This is a genomic window from Elusimicrobium simillimum (assembly GCF_049639735.1).
Classification (GTDB): domain Bacteria; phylum Elusimicrobiota; class Elusimicrobia; order Elusimicrobiales; family Elusimicrobiaceae; genus Elusimicrobium; species Elusimicrobium simillimum.
The window spans coordinates 465,756-483,420 of the sequence record NZ_JBEVVA010000003.1; the positions used below are offsets into that span (position 1 = coordinate 465,756).

The 17,665-nt window shown below is 44.0% G+C and carries 16 protein-coding genes; 14 read left to right on the forward strand and 2 right to left on the reverse strand.

Features of this window, described 5'->3' with window-relative positions; genetic code table 11:
* The first annotated feature begins 11 nt into the window (after positions 1-11).
* Entirely contained in the window at positions 12-818 is an 807-nt protein-coding gene (locus tag AAIR98_RS02885; protein ID WP_423970746.1) for an LOG family protein, read from the forward strand.
* A 296-nt stretch (positions 819-1,114) separates the two neighbouring features.
* Here the strand turns inward: AAIR98_RS02885 and AAIR98_RS02890 are convergent, their stop codons facing one another.
* On the reverse strand, positions 1,115-2,479 hold the full coding sequence (locus AAIR98_RS02890; protein WP_423970747.1) for an ankyrin repeat domain-containing protein: 1,365 nt from the start codon (positions 2,477-2,479) through the stop codon (positions 1,115-1,117).
* A gap of 84 nt (positions 2,480-2,563) precedes the next feature.
* On the opposite strand from AAIR98_RS02890, the gene AAIR98_RS02895 reads away from it, so the two are divergent.
* A complete protein-coding gene (locus AAIR98_RS02895; protein WP_423970748.1) occupies positions 2,564-3,544 on the forward strand; it encodes a glycosyltransferase family 8 protein in 981 nt (326 codons plus the stop codon).
* A gap of 26 nt (positions 3,545-3,570) precedes the next feature.
* Positions 3,571-4,983 (forward strand): ABC-F family ATP-binding cassette domain-containing protein, encoded by a 1,413-nt coding sequence (locus AAIR98_RS02900; RefSeq protein WP_423970749.1) that lies wholly within the window; start codon positions 3,571-3,573, stop codon positions 4,981-4,983.
* Between the two features lie 46 nt (positions 4,984-5,029).
* Here the strand turns inward: AAIR98_RS02900 and AAIR98_RS02905 are convergent, their stop codons facing one another.
* Positions 5,030-6,133 (reverse strand): GMP reductase, encoded by a 1,104-nt coding sequence (locus AAIR98_RS02905; RefSeq protein WP_423970750.1) that lies wholly within the window; start codon positions 6,131-6,133, stop codon positions 5,030-5,032.
* A 73-nt stretch (positions 6,134-6,206) separates the two neighbouring features.
* On the opposite strand from AAIR98_RS02905, the gene AAIR98_RS02910 reads away from it, so the two are divergent.
* The 11 genes from AAIR98_RS02910 (at position 6,207) to AAIR98_RS02960 (ending at position 17,430) form a co-directional block, all read left to right on the forward strand.
* Positions 6,207-7,262, forward strand: a complete 1,056-nt coding sequence (locus AAIR98_RS02910; RefSeq protein ID WP_423970751.1) for an FAD-binding protein — start codon at positions 6,207-6,209, stop codon at positions 7,260-7,262.
* A 9-nt stretch (positions 7,263-7,271) separates the two neighbouring features.
* Positions 7,272-7,739, forward strand: coding sequence for a type IV pilin protein (locus AAIR98_RS02915; RefSeq protein ID WP_423970752.1), 468 nt, complete (start codon positions 7,272-7,274; stop codon positions 7,737-7,739).
* A 48-nt stretch (positions 7,740-7,787) separates the two neighbouring features.
* Positions 7,788-8,357, forward strand: coding sequence for an orotate phosphoribosyltransferase (gene pyrE / locus AAIR98_RS02920; protein ID WP_423970753.1), 570 nt, complete (start codon positions 7,788-7,790; stop codon positions 8,355-8,357).
* A gap of 90 nt (positions 8,358-8,447) precedes the next feature.
* Complete coding sequence (locus AAIR98_RS02925) at positions 8,448-9,143, forward strand: ankyrin repeat domain-containing protein (protein ID WP_423970754.1); 696 nt, start codon at positions 8,448-8,450, stop codon at positions 9,141-9,143.
* Positions 9,144-9,186: 43 nt separating this feature from the next.
* Positions 9,187-9,930 (forward strand): YdcF family protein, encoded by a 744-nt coding sequence (locus AAIR98_RS02930; protein ID WP_423970755.1) that lies wholly within the window; start codon positions 9,187-9,189, stop codon positions 9,928-9,930.
* Positions 9,931-10,018: 88 nt separating this feature from the next.
* Positions 10,019-11,479: a YfcC family protein gene (locus tag AAIR98_RS02935; protein ID WP_423970756.1), complete on the forward strand. Its 1,461-nt coding sequence runs from the start codon at positions 10,019-10,021 to the stop codon at positions 11,477-11,479.
* 535 nt (positions 11,480-12,014) lie between these two features.
* Positions 12,015-13,280 (forward strand): O-acetylhomoserine aminocarboxypropyltransferase/cysteine synthase family protein, encoded by a 1,266-nt coding sequence (locus AAIR98_RS02940; protein ID WP_423970757.1) that lies wholly within the window; start codon positions 12,015-12,017, stop codon positions 13,278-13,280.
* Positions 13,277-14,065, forward strand: coding sequence for a homoserine O-acetyltransferase/O-succinyltransferase family protein (locus AAIR98_RS02945; protein ID WP_423970758.1), 789 nt, complete (start codon positions 13,277-13,279; stop codon positions 14,063-14,065). The genes AAIR98_RS02940 and AAIR98_RS02945 overlap by 4 nt, the downstream gene beginning before the upstream one ends.
* The gene (locus AAIR98_RS02950) at positions 14,052-15,377 is read left to right on the forward strand and encodes a homoserine dehydrogenase (RefSeq protein WP_423970759.1); all 1,326 of its coding nucleotides are present in this window, start codon (positions 14,052-14,054) and stop codon (positions 15,375-15,377) included. The genes AAIR98_RS02945 and AAIR98_RS02950 overlap by 14 nt, the downstream gene beginning before the upstream one ends.
* Before the next feature lie 308 nt (positions 15,378-15,685).
* Positions 15,686-16,555 carry a bifunctional 5,10-methylenetetrahydrofolate dehydrogenase/5,10-methenyltetrahydrofolate cyclohydrolase gene (locus AAIR98_RS02955; protein ID WP_423970760.1) on the forward strand — a complete coding sequence of 290 codons (870 nt, stop codon included), beginning with the start codon at positions 15,686-15,688 and terminating at the stop codon, positions 16,553-16,555.
* Positions 16,552-17,430, forward strand: coding sequence for a phosphoribosylaminoimidazolesuccinocarboxamide synthase (locus AAIR98_RS02960; protein WP_423970761.1), 879 nt, complete (start codon positions 16,552-16,554; stop codon positions 17,428-17,430). Before AAIR98_RS02955 ends, AAIR98_RS02960 begins: the two co-directional genes overlap by 4 nt.
* The last annotated feature ends 235 nt before the right edge of the window (positions 17,431-17,665 follow it).

Here is a 17,665-nt window from a genome sequence, read left to right on the forward strand (position 1 = left end):
CTGAGGACATTATGAAGAAAAAGAAACTTACAGTAAATTCTTACACAAAAGCTTATGAGGACATACCGTTTTTAAAACGCGGCGCCATGAGGCCCATAAGACTGCAGCTGGAACTTCAAAAGCCGGAAATAATTTTACAAGAAAATAAAATTAACGAAACTATAGTCTGCTTTGGCAGCGCCAGAGTGCAGCCCGCCGCGCAAATGAAAAAAGAAATTGCCGCGACGGAAAAAAAGCTTAAATCTAACCCAAAAAATAAAGTTTTACTTGAAAAACTTACAGAACAAAAAGGCCTTTTAGAACTTGCCCCTTATTATGACGAAGCCGTTAAATTTGGCGGCATGGTAGTTAAAAAAGGCAAAGGCAGATTTGCAATTGCCACCGGCGGCGGGCCGGGCCTGATGGAAGCGTCCAACAAAGGCGCGTATGAAGCGGGCGGCAAAAGCATAGGTTTTAATATCACCTTGCCTATGGAACAGGAACCTAACCCGTATATTTCCAAGAACTTAGCTTTCTTATTTCACTATTTCGCTATAAGAAAAATGCATTTGGTTATGCGTTCTAAAGCCTTAGTGGTATTCCCCGGCGGTTTTGGCACGTTTGATGAAATGTTTGAAACCTTAACGCTTGTCCAGACAGGTAAAAAAGACAGAACGCCTATCATTTGGGTGGGCAAAAAATTCTGGAACGAAGTTGTTAACGTTAAAGCCCTTGCCCATTACGGCGTGATATCCACTGATAATTTAAAGATGTACACAATAGTAGACACCGCCGAAGAAGCCTGGGAAGCAATAGCAAAATTCTACAAAATCAAATAAAAAAAGCCCGGCCAAATGGCCGGGCTTTTTTTTGCGCTTCGCGTCCCGGCTATCTCTCTCTGCGTTCGCTTGGGTTTCATCAGCGGTTTAAATTTTCTTCAGATTTTGGCGGATTTTTTATTTTTTTATTTTCACCACACCCACCGTGTTCCCGCACCAAGTGTGCCGAAAATAAAAAAATAAAAAATCCACTCAAACTCTTATGAAAATTTTCTTCTATAACGGCACTTATAATAAAAAATCCTCCCCCTTTTACGGGGGAGGGTGCTTTACACAAATATTCTGTCGTAAAGTTTTTATTTCGCTTTTTCTAGTAAATCAAATAGGTTTACATAACCGCGTTCTACCGCATGCTGGGCGGCGGTTTTGCCCTGCTTATCTTTATATTTATTGGAAGCGCCGTTTTGCACTAATAGCTTGGCAATATTATAATTGCCGCGTTTAGCGGCGGTTATTAACGGTGTTGCACCCGCTTTAGTTTGTACGTTGACCTTGGCGCCGGCCTCAATAAGTTTTTTTGTCATTTCATAATTTGATGTTTGCACGGCCATTTGTAACGCTGTGTTGCCGTCATCAGCTGTGGCGTTAACATCCGCCGAGTAATTATTTATAAAAATATTTGCGGCCGCAATATCTTTTTTTGCTATGGCAAGCATAAGCGGGGTTACACCTTTAGCGTCCTGCATATTTACAAGCGCGCCGCTTTGTAAAAGATAGCCTATTGTCTTATTGTTTTTTTTCTGGCCAATGGCATAGTAAATAGTGGTTCTGCCGTTTGCATCTTTGGCGTTTATGTCCGCACCTTTAATAGCCATTTCTTGTACTAGCCCGTCGTTTGCCGTAGCTGCCGCCAGATGTATAGGCATAACGCCGTCTTTAAGGGGGGTATTGTAATCTAACCCTATTGTTTGCGTTAAAAAATTTATAGTGGACATATCGCCATTGCTTATCGCTTGTTTAAAGTTTGGCAAAATAGCGCTAATATCTATTTGGTTTTTTTGCGCGTAATTATATAAAAATTTAGCCAGTTCATAATTTCTGTTTGTTAGGGCGCGTGTTAAAGGGTTGTTTTTATCGGCAGGGTTTATTTCTATTTTAAGCCCTTTATCGGCAAGTAGTTTTACTGTGTTAACGCGGGCGGCCAGTAAGGCTGTTTCCATAAGGTCCTGCCCGTTGGGCCCGGTTACGTTTATATCAGCGTTTTTTTCTACAAGATATTTTGCCAACGGTTCATTGCCCGAGGCAACGGCTATAAACATAAGTGTCCAGCCGTCGGTATTAGGCCGCATGTATTTGGCCAGAGAGCCTTTAACTGTGGATATAAACAGAGGATAGTTAGCAATTTCCGCTGAGCTTATGGTAAAGTTCGGGTTTATGTGTTTGTCTAGAATAGCAATTACTTCTTTAGTTTGGGAGGTGGAAGCTTTTTCAAATAGTTCCAATTTTTGCTCAGGCGTGGCGTCTGTTATTACTATTGGTTCCGCTTCGGCCTCTTGTGAAACAGGCTGTTGCGCATTGTATTTTACTTTTTTCTTTTTAGCTTTTTCTTCAGCCAAAATACGCTGTTGCGCCGCTTTACGTTCCGCCTGGTATGACGTGTATTTGCTAAATACAAAATAACCCACTGCGAGTATTAAAATAATAGTTACTAATTTTCTCATGTTTCCCCTATACGGACGGTAATTTATATAAAGTATTTATGTTATAATTGTATCATACAAAATATCAGCCGGGGGAGTATACCGATGAATAATAAAAAGAACGCAATCTTTTTTTCGTGCAACCAACGCTTTATTTTTACTTTATGCATAGCTCTTATGAGCCTTAAAAAGAATTCACCTAAAGTGCTGGAAAACACGGACATCTTGGTGTATTACCAAGGTTTTACGGAAGAAGACAAAAACTTTATTAACAGGATATTGCCATGTAAATTTACAGAATATAAATTCGCCGTTGAGACGGACTTTGAAAACATTAACTTCAAACATTTTACGCAGCTTACATTCGCGCGTTATGACGTGTTTGACCTGCTGGTAGACACCTACAAAAAGGTGCTCTACATTGACGTTGATGTTATGATTGGCGGAGAACTATCTTATATTTTTGATAATTATGGCGACAAATCAGGCGTGGCTATGTGTACCGATACACAAAAAGGCCTTACGCTTATTACAAAAAACTTTGTGAGCCCCTTGCCGCAGTATGATATGACAGTGCCCAACTACAACGCGGGCGTAACTTTATTCTGTGATAATATGACAGATATGGAAACGCTGAAAACGCTGCGTATGTGGTGCTACGAAAAAACAGCCGAGTGGCTGGAAAATCTTGTCTGCCCTGACCAGGGCGTAGTTAACGTTATGTACCAGCAGTTTGGTATTAAGGTAGAGGTATTGCCGGATATTTGTAACTGCCTGCCCTCTAACCCCAAATACCTGGACAAAACAAGACATGATATTCTTATATATCACTGTGCCGGCGGCGGGGTGCGCTTTTGGACTTATACGTACAATAAACCCTGGCAGGTTTTCTACCAAGAATATTTGGCCATGGGCGGTACGCCGCACCCGGATAAAGAACATGCCTGGCTTAAGTTTATTAAAAAATATAAGCTTGAAAAGTTTGACTTTTTCGACCGTTCTCCAGACCCGCAGATGCACCCAATGCGGTTTCTTAAATACCTGGTTAAGTACCCTTACTACTACTTTTTCCAAAAAGGGAAATAGCTTAACCGTCCTCACAAGGAGGACGTATGCACAAACCAATTAACCTTAAAAATCTATCACTTTCTTTTAACGGGAAGGTTTTGTTCGCGGAGTTTTCCGCGCAAATCCAGCCCGGCGACCGTATTGCCATTATAGGCCGTAACGGTACAGGCAAAACAACTTTGCTTAAAATAATAAACGGCGTTGTGGCGCCAAGTGAGGGCGAGGTTGTTAAAGACAAAGACACCGTATTCGCCTATGTCCCGCAAGTTGTGCAGGACTATAATGAGTACAGCGGCGGCGAGCGTTTTAACAAAGCGCTTACTACTGCGCTGGCCCAGAACCCCGATGTACTTTTACTCGACGAACCGACCAACCACTTAGACGCGCGTAACCGCCGCTCTCTCATGCAGATGCTGCGCTACTTCCCGGGCACGCTGATAGTGGTGTCGCACGATAAAGAACTTTTAAACAGTTCCGTTAATACGCTGTGGCATATAAATAACGGCACAATAAATACCTTTACGGGTAATTATGACGATTATTTTGACCAAATGGCGTTAGAGCGTGAAATGCTGGAAGGGCGTTTAGATAACCTGTCAAAAGAAAAAAAAGAGATTCATAAAAACCTGATGAAGGAGCAAAAACGCGCTAAATCAAGGAGTGAGCACGGCGCAAATTTGGCTAAAGCGGGCCGTTGGGCGCCTATAGTGGCGGGCGGCAAAAAACGCCAGGCCCAAAACACCGCGGGCGCCAAAGCGGCGGATATAAACGCCAGGCGTGATGACGTGTCTTCCAGGTTGTCGTTATTATATATTCCAGAGGTTATAGTGCCTAAGTTTTCTATTGGCGCGGCGGACGTGGAACAAGGTACAATAGTTATTGTTACCGACGGAAGTGTAGGTTATGACACTGTGCTGCTGCGTGATATTAACTTCTCGCTCACAGGCACCGACCGCATGGCTATTGTTGGCGACAACGCTTCTGGCAAAACAACAATACTCAAGGCGCTTCTCGGTGTACCCGGCGTTACGCGCGGCGGTAGTTGGACAACGCCAAAGCATGATGACATCGGCTATATTGACCAGCACTACAGCAATTTGGATTATTCTAAAACCGTATTAGAAAATATTTCGGCCGTTATGCCCGGCAAAAAGCATGAGGAAGTGCGTGATTTTCTTAATGACTTTTTATTTAGAAAACAGGAAGAGGTCAACAAGCCCGCCAGCGTACTTTCCGGCGGGGAAAAGGCCCGCTTAAGCCTTGCGTTGGTAGCGGCTAAAACGCCAAAACTGCTTATCTTAGACGAAATTACAAATAACGTGGACCTTGAGACCAAGGACCATATAGTGCAGGTCTTACGTGAATATCCAGCCGCGCTTATAGCTGTATCGCACGAGGCCGCGTTCTTAGATGAAATAGGAATTATAAGAAAATACGACGTAACAAAATTGAAATAGAAATAAAAACAGCCCCGCCGTTTTGGCGGGGCTGTTTTTGTTTTATTTATTCGTTGCCAAATACTGTATTTAACTGCCTGTTAACACGGTAGAAGGTGGCGCATTTTGGCATGTCTTTTATGCGTTTTGCGCCGATGTAAGTCATAGCGCTTCTTACGCCGCCTAAAATAGCCAAGATTGTTTTTTCAATCTCGCCGCGGTAAGGTATTTCTACCAGTTTGCCCTCGCTGGCGCGGTATTTTTTCATGCCGCCGTAAAACATGTCTTGGGCGTATTCGGAGCTCATGCCGTAAAACTTTTTAAACAGTTTTTCGTCCACAACATATTCGTAGTGTTCGTTGTCGTCTGTTTCCACTTCGCTGGTAATGTAAAGCCTTTTTATAAGTTCGCCTGCGCTTTCATTGTGCCCGGCCAGCATGCCGCCCAGCATAATAAAGTCAGCGCCCGCGGCAAAGCTTTTGCATACGTCGCCGGGTACGGTGGCGCCGCCGTCGGCGCATATCATGCCGCCCACGCCGTGGGCAGCGTCCGCGCATTCTATTACTGTGGAAAACTGCGGTCTGCCTACACCCGTCAGCTTGCGCGTTGTGCAGACGGAACCAGGACCTATGCCTACTTTTACAATGTCCGCGCCGTTAAGCAGCAAGTCTTCGGTCATGTCACCCGTTACCACGTTGCCGGCCATAATAAGGGCCTTGGGGTATGCTTTGCGTACTTTTTTAATGTACTCGACTAAGTAGGGGGAATAGCCGTTGGCTACGTCTATGCAAATATTGTTAATTAGCTTGGTTTTCATTATTTTTTGCAGTTTTTTAAAGTCAGCCTCAGACACGCCGGAACTTATAAAAATATAGTTGTTATTTTTAAATTTCTTTTTATTCGCGGTAAGAAAATTTACAAGTTCTTTGTCTGTATAATGTTTGTGCAAGGCGGTAAAAAGTTTATGTTCCTGCATTTTGGCGGCAATTTCAAAGGTGCCTGTTGTGGACATGTTGGCCGCTATAATGCCTGTGCCTTTAATTACGCTTGGGCACCATTTAAAGGTGTAGTCACGCGTAATTTCCACCTCAGAGCGTGAGGCCAGGCGCGAGCGTTTTGGGCGCAGCAGCACGTCACAGTAATCTAACTGTATATCGTCATAAATTCTCATACTTATACTTCCTTTATTTTATTTAGGTTTGGTAAACCCTTACAATGATAGCAAAATTAATATAATAAATGTAATGAATACCTATGACATAGCCATAATAGGCCTGGGCCCGGCCGGCTCAACCTTAGCAAGATTATTAAACACCAAATTTAAAGTTGCCGCTATAGATAAAAAAGCCGCTTCAGGCGGCTGGGGCAAACCGTGCGGCGGCCTGCTGGCGCACGACGCGCAAAAGGCTTTGGCCTCTTTCGGCCTTACTTTACCTAAAGAAGTGCTTGTAGACCCGCAGATTTTTGCCGTGCGCACGCTTGACCTGGGCAGCGGGCTTACCCGCCACTACCAGCGTTTTTACTTAAATTTAGACAGGCATAAATTTGATATGTGGCTGCGCTCCTTGGTGCCGACGTCAGTTAATATTTTTGAGGACAGCGTTTGTCAAAGTATAGAGTGCACGGACGGCGGTTTTAAAATAAAATTTAAAACCGGCGTGGAAGAAAAAGAAATTTTTGCCAAGCACATTGTAGGCGCAGACGGCGCGGACTCTGTAGTGCGCCGCACATTTTACCCTAATTTTAAAGTAAGAAAGTATACATCTATACAGCAATGGTTTAAAGAGGAGCACTCCACCCCGTTTTATTCTTGTGTGTTTGACGCGCACAATACGGACTGTTACTCTTGGTCAATATCAAAAGACGGCTACTTTATTTTTGGCGGCGCGTATCCCGCAGAAAACAGCCGGGCCCGTTTTGACGCGCAAAAAGAAAGTTTGGCCGCCCATGGTTTTAAATTTGGCGAGGTTGTAAAGACAGAGGCCTGCCAGGTGCTGCGCCCCGCCGGCTGGGGGCAGTTTTGCTTTGGCGGCGAGAACGTGTTTTTGGCTGGCGAAGCGGCGGGGTTTATCAGCCCTAGCTCTCTTGAGGGCATTAGCAGCGCGGTGCTTAGTGCGGTAAAATTAGCTAAAGTTTTTAACTTTGGTAAAAAAGATAAAAACCGCGCGTACTCTTTGGCCGTACTGCCGCTGCGTATAAAAATATTTCTAAAACTTTTAAAATGCCCGTTTATGTATACTCCGTGGCTTCGCAAGCTGGTTATGAAGACAGGTATTAACAGCATCAAAATAATTAAGTAATATAAATATATGAAAATAAATAAAAAAGGTTTTACATTAATAGAATTGCTGGTGGTTGTTTTGATTATAGGCATACTGGCCGCTATCGGTTTGCCGCAGTATACAAAAGCGGTGGAAAAATCCCGCGCGGCCGAAGGGTTCCAAAACATACAAACATTAAGGCGCGCACATGATATTTACCATATGCAAACTGGCACTTGGCCCTCTTCGCTTGAAGATTTGGATGTGGAAATGCCGGCGAGTAATAAAAGATTTACATATGCTCTTACAAGCGTTTCCCGTATAAACAATAATAAAACATTATACTCTTTTGGTTATGTAAACCCGGAGGTTGTTTCACATTTAGCAGGTAATACAACGTGCACATGGTATAAATCAAACGGTGATTATAACCCGTGTAAAGATTATCCCGGTTATAAACTAAGCGATACCGGCAGCAGTAGCACCGGCGACTACGAAAGATATATTTATAAATAATTTTAAGCCCCGCGTTTACGGGGCTTTTATTTAAAACAGGAGAACACTATGACAACAGAAGAAGTTTTGAAGATTTTTAAAGATTGTGGCGCTTTGTTGGAAGGGCACTTTAAACTTTCCAGCGGGCTGCACAGCTCTAAATATTTACAGTGCGCCAAAGTTTTGCAATACCCGCAAATAGCAGAAGCAATGTGCAAAGAACTTGCCGCCAAACTTAAAGATATTAAAATAGACGTTGTCATAGGCCCCGCCATGGGCGGCGTGGTAATAGCGTACGAGCTTGCCCGCCAAATAGGTGTAAGAGGTATTTTTACCGAACGTGTTGACGGCAAAGTCACACTTAGAAGAGGCTTTGACCTTAAACCCGGCGAACTCTGCTTAATAGCGGAAGACGTTGTAACCACAGGCAAAAGCACCAAGGAAGTTATAGATGTTATTAACGAAATGGGCGCCCAGGTAGTGGCGTGCGCCTCTTTAATAGACCGCAGCGGCGGCACAGTTGATTTTGGCGTACCGTTAGCCAGCATGGCGGCGGTTGAAGTGGAAACCTATGAAGAAGCGGATTGCCCGATGTGTAAAAAAGGCGACCCGGTAGTTAAACCCGGCTCAAGAGTATAAATATTTAGTGTTAAACAGCCCCCGCAAACGCGGGGGCTGTTTGTGCGTATATAGCAATTAGTTTGTTATAATCAATCATACGGAGGGGATATGAAAAAAATACTTCTATTTACACTGATTTCACTTTTAGGCGCAGGCGCGTTGCCCGCGCAAAACTATGTGACCGAAGAGCAAAAAGACGCTTTTGTGGATTTTCTTTATGACGTTAAAAGCTGTAATATAAGAAATGTTAAAGCGGCCATAGATTCCGGCCAGCCTATAAATATGAACACGGCAGACCAGGAATATAACCCGCCGTTAGTTATAGCTATTAAAAATGACTGCCTTGATACCGCCGTACTCCTTTATACAAACGGCGCCAGGCCGAACTTCCCAAACAGAAAAGACAAAATAAGCGCGCTTAATTTGGTTATGGAACGCTCCCGCACGGGCAGTAGCCCGGACTGGACGGATATGGCCGTATGGTTTTTGGAAGATAACGGCCTGCCCAACTTTACTAATAAAGACGGTGAGCATTCTCTTATAATAGCCACCAAAAAAGGGCACCCGTATTATGTAAAAATTTTGCTGGAATCAGGTGAAGTCAGCCTGGACAAGCAGGATAATAACGGTATGAACGCCCTTATGTGGGCCGCTGCCGTTAACGATACTGAAATTATGGAAATGCTGTTAAACGCGGGCGCCAGCGTAAAAAAGAGAAATATAGACGGACAGACCGCCATGGATATAGCCAATTATTACCGCTATACACAAGCGCAAAACCTGCTTAAAAAATTTACTGACTAACAAATTAATTTAAGTGCGGGTAATGCCCGCACTTTTTTATTTTATGATTAAAAAACTACTTATAATATTTGGTCTGGTTTTAATACTGGACGCGCTTATAATAACATTTGTAACAGGGCCGCGTATTGCCAACTTTTTAACCTTAACGGCGGGGGCTTGTTTTATTGTTCCGGCGTGGTTTTGGGGCGCGGAGTCACGCTTGCTGCGCACATTTGTAAATATGTGCGGGTTGTTTTTACTTTATTTTGCCGTTATGTGTATATTTATACTTTTTACCGGCCGTACAACTGCCGCCTATACTGAAAACGCTGTAATAATACTGGGCGCGGGAATAAAAGGGGAAACGGTCTTGCCCGGGCTTAAAAGCAGGCTTGATACCGCTCTTAAATATATAGAAAAGAATCCAAACGCCATTATAGTTGTAAGCGGCGGGCAGGGCCCCGGGGAAAGCATATCAGAGGCCAATGCCATGCAAAGGTATTTAATTGCCGCAGGTATAGCGCGTGAGCGTATTTTGCTGGAAAATAAATCAAGAAATACACAACAAAATTTAAGTTATTCAAAATATGTGCTGGGCGAATACTTTGGCCAGGATAAAAAATATAAAGTTACCGTTATAAGCAGCAGGTACCACCTATACAGGGCGGCCCGTTTGACGGGCAAAGAGGGGTTGGATTTTACGCTTTTAGGCGCCCCTACGCCGTTGTATTTATGTCCGCCCGCCTATATGCGCGAGGCGCTGTCTATCCCCTACGCTTTATTTAAAGAAAAATTTAACAAAAACTAGTCAATAAATTATAAAATATATAACTAAGGCCTTTTGAAATTAAGGGCCTTAGTTTTTATTTGAGAGCAAAGGAGAAAGAAGACAGGAAATGGAGAAGTTTAAACTTAATACATTCACCATAATATTGGCTATCATAGCCATGGTGGCTATACTTACATGGATAGTTCCCAGCGGTAAATACCAAACCGTGCAAAAAGACGGCAGAACAATGGTTGTTGCCGGCTCATATGAGAAAGTTCCGTCTAACCCCCAAGGGTTATTTGACGTGCTTACAGCGCCTGTGGAAGGGTTTATAAGCGCGGCGGAAATTATAGTATTTTTACTTATCATCAGCGGCGTATTCGCCGTGGTTGAAAAAACAGGCGCTATTACGGCGGGCATAAAAAGGGCCAGCCTTATATTTGCCTCCAACCCAAAATTAAAACGCTTTTTTATTCCTGTTACTATGCTTATATTCTCGCTAGGCGGCGCCACGTTTGGCATGTGCGAGGAAACGCTGATATTTATACCCGTATTCATTGCGCTTTGTCTCTCTTTAGGTTACGATTCTACGCTTGGCGTTTGCATACCGTACTTAGGCGCGGCGGCCGGCTTTGCGGGCGCATTTGCTAACCCGTTTACGCTTGGCATAGCGCAAGGTATCGCGGGTGTGCCGTTATATTCCGGTCTTGGTTACAGGCTTATTGTGTGGGCTATATCAACAGTTGTTGTTATAGCGTTTGTTATGATTTACGCCGCCAGAATACAAAAGGACCCCAAGAAAAGTCTTACCTATGAATTTGATATAGAAAAAAGAAAAGAACTTGCTTCTTTTGACCAAGATAAAGACGGTAAAATAAGAACGTCGGAAATTTTGGTTTTGGTGACATTTGTGCTGGGCATGTTCCTACTTGTTGGCGGCGTGCTTAAACCGCAGATTAACGATGTTTCCGTAAGACTGCTGGGTTTTGATTTTATTAAAACATTCGGCCTGGCGCCGGACGGTTGGTATATTATAGAAATTTCAGGCTTATTCTTAGGCGTGGCCGCGCTGTGCGCTGTGTTTGGCAGACTGTCTATTAAAGACGCTTCGGACAGTTTTTTTGACGGCGTAAGAGGCATGGCAGAGATTGCCATACTGCTGGCGTTTGCCAAGGCTATCGTAATTATCGCTAACAACGGTTATATTCTAGACACCATACTTAACTTTATGGCCGCCGGTATTTCCAAATTACACCCCGTGCTGGCAAGCTGGGCGGCGTTTTTGGTGCAGGCGGTTATTAACTTTTTTATACCGTCAGGCTCCAGCAAAGCCGTGCTTACCATGCCTATTATGACGCCGCTGGCGGACCTTATCGGCATAACCAGACAGACAATGGTGCTGGCGTTTCAGTTTGGCGATGGTTGGACAAATATTTGTATCCCCACCAGCCCCGTTACCATTGCCGCTATCGGTTTAGCGGGTATACCGTTTGGTAAATGGTTTAAGTGGATATTGCCGCTGATGGTGGTGTTGTTCATAATGTCAATGATACTATTAGTACCCCCGGTACTAACAAACTGGCAGTAAAATGAGTTTAAATCCCCGCCGTTTCGGCGGGGATTTTCTTTTTACTTCGTAAAAAGAGATTTTGAATATTTTGGCTTTGCCAAAATAACTGCTTTCAAAATCCCCTTATTAATACGGCCGTCCGGTTGGGCGGCCTTTTATTTTTTCTATTCCTTATTCCATGGCGCTCCAGGCTTCCAATTTTGAGCGCTTTTTTATTTTCCCGGCCTTGCCGTACGCTCCGCTTTTAAGTATTGTCTGCGGCCGGGAAAATAAAAAAGAAACTCAAAATTGAAAGCGATGTATAAATGAGGTTTCTACACACTTCCGTTGTGGTTTTTATTTTTTTAAAACACTTTTTTAAAAATATGCTATAGTTTTTGCATGAAGCAGAATATTATCCTTAACAATGCAATGATGATGGGTATGATGAGCATGATGTGCTTGTCACGTTGCCTTGCGGATAATTAATTAGATAAATAAATTTACAAATTAAAATAACCCGTTAGGCAACCGCCTGACGGGTTATTTTTTTAGTTTGTCTACAGGAGATAATATGACCAAACAAAATATAGAAACTATAGCCGTATCTTACGGTTTTGATATAGACGCCACCGGCGCCACCAACCCGCCGCTGTATCTTTCCAACGCCTACCAGTTTAACAGCGCGGCGCACGCCAAAGACCTGTTTGACCTTAAAGACGCCGGCTATATTTACACCCGCTTAAACAACCCCACCAACTCAGTTTTAGAAGAAAGAATAAACGCGCTTGAGGGCGGCGCGGGGGCATTGGTTTCCTCCTCCGGGCACAGCGCGGAGTTTATGACAATTTGCGCTTTAGCCCAGAGTGGAGATGAAATTATCTCCTCATCGGCACTCTACGGCGGCACGTTTAACATGTTTTCGCACACGCTCAGGCGTCTTGGCATAACCGTAAAGTTTGCCGATGTAAGAAAGCCTGAGGAATTTGAAAGTTTGGTCACAGACAAAACAAAAGCTATTTTTGTGGAATCCATCAGCAACCCGGGCTGTGAAATACCTGATTTTGACAAAATCTCCGCCATCGCCAAAAAACACAAAATACCTTTTATAGTTGATAACACCTGCATGACGCCATACCTTTTTAAACCCAAAGAATACGGCGCCGACATTGTCATACACTCCACAACCAAATTTTTGTGCGGCCACGCCGGTGTAATGGGCGGCGCGGTGGTAGACTGCGGTACATTTGACTGGACCAGCGGCCGCTTTCCCTCGTTCTGCCAGCCGGATCCCAGTTACCACGGCATAACCTATGCCAAAGACTTCCCGCAAAACGCCTTTATAATAAAACTGCGCACGCAAGTACTGCGCGACATAGGCGCGTGCCAAAGCCCGTTTAACTCTTACCTTACTTTGCAAGGTTTACAAACATTGCATGTTAGGATGGACAGGCATATTGAAAACACTCTTAAACTGGTGGACTTCCTTGAGCATCACCCAAGAGTAGCGTGGGTAAAATATCCGTCAGTTAACGGCAATGAATTTGGCGAGCCAGCTAAAAAATATTTTAAAAAAGGTTTTGGCTCTGTCCTTAGTTTTGGCGTAAAGGGCGGTTATGAAGAGGGCAAAAAATTAATAGAAAATGTAAAACTTTGCATTCACGCTACTAACCTTGGCGACGTACGCACAATAGTCACCCACCCCGCCAGCACCACGCACAGCCAGCTGACAGCGGCGGAAAAGCAGAGTACGGGTATAACGGACGATCTTATAAGAATATCAGTAGGTATAGAAAATATAGAAGATATTAAAGCTGATATTGAGGCGGCGCTTAAATGATAAAAGCGTGCATACTTAACCTTATGCCCACCAAGCAGGCCACGGAGCGCCACCTTACGGCCGCGCTTACGCGCGGCGGGCACAGTGTGGATATTACCTGGCTAAAAACGGCTACGCATAAAAGCAAAAATACCGGCGATGATGTGTTGGCGAAATATAAAACTTTACAGGATATTAAAGACAGCAAGTTTGATATTTTTATCATTACAGGCGCCCCGGTAGAGCACCTGGCCTTTGGCGAGGTTGACTACTGGGCGGAGCTGGAATACGTGCTGGAGTACACACGTAAAAACAGCTTGTTTAATATCTATATATGCTGGGCCGCGCAGGCCGCGCTAAGTAAATTTTATGGTATAGAAAAGAGTCCGCTTAGCGAAAAATGTTTTGGCATTTTTGAGCAGAGTTTTAACGCCGCATCGCCGTTTTTTAGCGGTTTTAACGGGCTGTTTAATATGCCGCATTCCAGGCACACAACACTGGATATTGACACCGTGCGTGCTAATCCCAACCTAAACTTGGAAGCCTGGTTTGGCGAGGAAGTGAGCATAGTATCGTGCAAAGATGGCAAAAACTTATTTGTCACAGGCCACCCGGAGTACGAGGCCGATACCTTGCACCTGGAATACACCCGTGACAAAGCGGCAGGCAAAGAAATCGCCGCCCCCGTTAATTACTACCGTGACGGCATACCGGTGAACACCTGGCAAGACGGCGCCACGCAGTTTTACAACAACATCATCAAACACGTTTTAAATTTAAAGGAGAAACAAAATGAAAACTTTTAATATAGCAATAATAGGCTGCGGCAATGTGGGCGGCGGCACGGCAAAAATTATAACTGAGACAGCGGCCGAACTTAAAAAACGCGCCAATGGGGCGGACATAAAAATAAAAAAGATTGTTACCTTGCACCCCGTGCGCTCGGCTAAAAAATATGATTTGCCCTTAGATATTTTTTGCACCAAAAAAGAAGAAATAACCAAAGACAGAAGCGACGAATACGTAAAAGAAGTTTTGGCGGACCCGGAGATAGATTTAGTTATAGAAACAATAGGCGGCAGCAGCGCTTATATCCACAAGCTGCACAAAAGTATACTTAAAAGCGGCAAGCATTTGGTAACCGCCAACAAGGCTATTTTGGCCAAGCACGGGCACGATATTTTTGACTACGCCAAAAAAGAAAATAAAGCCGTAGGTTACGAGGGCGCGGTATGCGGCGCTATCCCGTTAATTAAAGTAGTGCAAGACAGCTTTACCGGCGACATGATAGACAGCATTACAGGCATAGTAAACGGTACCAGCAACTTTATTTTAAGCAGAATGAACGACAAGGGCAGCACCTTTGACGACGCGCTTAAGCTGGCGCAAAAACTTGGTTACGCCGAGCTGGACCCCACCATGGATATTAACGGTATGGACGCCGCCAATAAACTTAAAATACTTGTGCAGCTTATTTACGGCATAGAGGCCACGGCGCAGGAGTTCCCCGTCAAAGGCATAACTAATGTAAGTAAAGAAGATTTTATGGTAGCCAAAAGTATTAACAGCACCATAAAGTTAATCGCGTTTGCCATTAAAGAGGGCAAAAAAGTTTACGCCTGCGTGCAGCCGGCCGTAATATCCAACCAAGATTATTTGTACAGCGTTAACGGGGCTACAAACGCCGTTAAAATAAATGCCAAATATTCCGGCGAGCACCTGTTTGTAGGCCAAGGCGCCGGCGCTATAGAAACAGGCAGCGCGGTAGTGTCCGACGTAGTTTTTATAGCCAAACACGGCTATATTAAAGATTTTAAAGAGTCCGCCAACCCCGTCAAACATACATTAGCAAACTTTAATGATTACCCTATGAGCTATCTTTTAATCATAAAAACCACCGACCAGCCGGGCGTAATAGGCACCGTTGGCAGCGCCATTGGTGACGTGGGCATAAATATAGAAAACATAGCGCAAAGCATAATATCGGGCGATGACTGGTATTTACCTGTTGAGGTAAGCAAGTGTACTTCTAAACATTTGGACAAAGCTATAGCTCTAATAAAAAAGCGCAAACCAAAACTTATAAAAGAGTATAAATATATACCGATATTTAAGTAAATAAAGTTTTTTCCTCTCCCTCTTAGGGGATAGCGTAGCATGCATATATCAAGTATGTAGAGGAGGCCAACGCCGTAGGCGGGCTTGGTGAGGGTGATATACACAAATATACTTCTTTTATGAAATAAGTGCTCTTATAATAACAACAGAAATACCCTCACCTGCTTTGCCACATTTTGCTTCGCAAAAAACGACGCGGCAAAACTTCCTCCCCCCTAAGAGGGGGAGGATATTGCTTCTTTTTCTTAGCTTTAGACGTTATATCTTGCCAATTTGTTAAATTAATTTTTATTTGATATTATAAAGCTATGATACTTGAAGGCAAAACCCTCTCTAAAGAGATTCGAGACGGCCTAAAAACCAGAGTCCAAACTTGCCAAAGTAAGCTTAACCGCCCGTTAAAACTTGTCGGTATAGGCTGGCAAGGGGGATACGCTTCCTATCTTTACCTGCAAAAAGAAATTGAAGCCGCAGCAAAACTTGGCATTCAAGGCCAAATAATAGAACTTACAGACACTACCACTGTAGAAGAACTTCTTAAAATACTTAAAGATTTATCAGCAGACACAAATGTCGACGCAATTTTAATACCCAAACCTTTACCTAAACATTTAGACACGCCCGCCGTATGGGAAGCGCTTGACGCCGAGAAAGATATAGACGGCGCGGCGGTATTTAACATGGGCAGGCTGTTTTTATGCAAAACCTATAAAGAGATAGACGCAATGAAAGGCTTTGCCCCGTGCACGGCCAAGGCTGTCATGCTGCTGCTGGATTATCACAAAGTTGACCTTAACGGTACAGAAGTGGCCGTCATAGGCAGAAGCACTACAGTAGGCAAACCGCTGGCGCAAATGTTAATGGCTAAAAACGCCACTGTAAAAGTGTGCCACTCAAGAACCAAAGATATCAAAGCCTCCCTTTCCAACTCAGACGTAGTAGTATGCGCCATAGGCGCGGCCAGATTTTTGCGTGCCGATATGATTAAGCCCGGCGCCGTAGTAGTGGACGTCGGCACCAACCAGGACGACAAAGGCGTTTACTGCGGCGACGTTGACTATGATGAAGTGGTTAAAGTAGCAAGCGCAGTCAGCCCGGTACCCGGCGGCGTAGGGCCGCTTACGCTTACGTGCTTACTTGAAAATATAGTAATCTCCGCGGAAAGGAAAATCAAATGACAAACCTAAACTTACCTTTACTCAGAAAAGGCAAAGTGCGCGATGTATATGATTTGGGCGATAAACTTTTAATAATAGCTTCAGACAGGGTTTCCACATTCGACCATGTTTTACCCACACCTATCGATGGCAAAGGCCGCATACTCAGCCAAATCAGCAACTTTTGGTTTTCCAAAACGCAGGATATTGTGCCCAACCACTTAATATCCGCCGATATTAAAGAAATAAACACTTTTTTACCCGCAGATTCACAATTAACTGACCCTTACTACGACGGCCGCACGGTACTTGTTAAAAAAGCCCAGCGTATAGACTTTGAATGTGTGGTACGCGGTTATATAGTAGGCTCCGCCTGGGCGGAGTATCAAGCGTCCGGTAGTGTATGCGGCGTAAAAATGCCTGAGGGTTTACAACTGGCGCAGAAATTGCCGCAGCCTATATTTACCCCGGCCGCCAAAGCCGACACGGGGCACGACGAAAACGTTTCTTTTGAATATATGGAGTCTAAATTAGGCGCGGACTTGGCCGGCCAACTTAAAGATTTATCCATAGCGCTCTATAACTATGGCGAGCAGTACCTTAAAAAATGCGGTATGATACTGGCCGATACTAAATTTGAATTTGGCCTTTTGGACGGCAAAGTTATACTTATAGACGAGGCGCTCACGCCCGACTCTTCCAGATTTTGGGACGCCGCGCATTATAAAGTAGGCTCCAACCCCGCCAGCTTTGACAAGCAATTTATACGTGATTATATGGAACAAACCGGCTGGGACAAAAACTCTACGCCGCCCGCTATCAGCAAAGACATTGTAGACGGCGCGGTGTCTAAATATAAAGAAGCTTTAGACAGAATATTAAAAGGCAGCCTATAAAGGGCTGTCTTTTTTTTAGTGTTCTTTAAAAGATTTTTGCGCTTCGCGTTCCGGCTGTGTCGCTCACTATGTTCGCTTGGGTTTCATCAGCGGTTTGGAATTTCTTCGGTCTTTGGCAAAATTTGAATTTTTTTCTTTTCAACACACCCACCGTGTTCCCGCACCAAGTGTGCTGAAAAGAAAGAAAATCCAAATTTTACTCAAAGCCCTGTGAAATTCAGTAACACGACGGCAC